The 790-nt window shown below is 66.6% G+C and carries 1 pseudogene; it reads left to right on the forward strand.

From position 1 onward, the window contains the following. Positions 1–123: 123 nt before the first annotated feature. Positions 124–790: pseudogene (locus tag G3480_RS27035) on the forward strand (DUF6399 domain-containing protein); the annotation flags it as partial.

A 790-nucleotide genomic window follows, 5' to 3' on the forward strand; every position in this document is an offset into this window, starting at 1 on the left:
GGCCTTGATCATCGGTTGGCCCAAAACCGAGTGTTTCAGTAGGCGATGAAACGGCCTGAAGGAGTGGCAGGAGCGCCGGGGAGGCGTACCCTTGGAAGTGCAAACTAACCGAGGGAAATGCCGTTGCCCGATGCCCCTGCCGCTGTTGGCTCTATTGCAGATCGACGTCGCACGCCAATCCATGATCGCTTGGATCGCGCCAAGCAGCTGCATGCGGTGGCGCAAGCGCAGCAGGACGGGCAGAGTCAACGCGCGGCAGTCACCAGCGCTGGCGTCGCGCGCAGCACACTGCGTCATTGGAACGCGCCCCCTGCGGCACCGGCACCGGCGGCGCTGGCGGCCTTCGTCGAGACACCTGAGGGCGTGGTCTGGCTGCGCCAGATCCTGGTCGCCGCGCACTGGAGCATCAGCGAGCAGGGCAGCGCGGGCGTGCGCGTGGTCTGCGACTTTCTCGCGCGCAGCGGACTGTCGGCGTTCATCGGCGCCTCCTACGGCACGCAGCAGGCGTTCCAAGTCGAACTGGAGGAGCAGATTGTGAGCGGTGCCACCGACCTGCGCGAGGCGCTGGCCCAAGCCATGCCCCATCGCCTGCTGAGTCTCGCCGAAGATGAGACCTGGAAGGACGGCATGCGCTTGGTGAGCATCGATGCGGTCTCGGGCTTCATCCTGCTTGAGCAGACGAGCGATGCGCGCTCGGCGGCGGCCTGGACGCAGGCGCTCGAGAGCGGGCTCGCGGGGCTGAACGTCAGCGTGGTGCAAGGCACCAGTGATGAGGCCAAGGGGTTGTTGG

This window comes from Thiorhodococcus mannitoliphagus, assembly GCF_010915725.1.
Classification (GTDB): domain Bacteria; phylum Pseudomonadota; class Gammaproteobacteria; order Chromatiales; family Chromatiaceae; genus Thiorhodococcus; species Thiorhodococcus mannitoliphagus.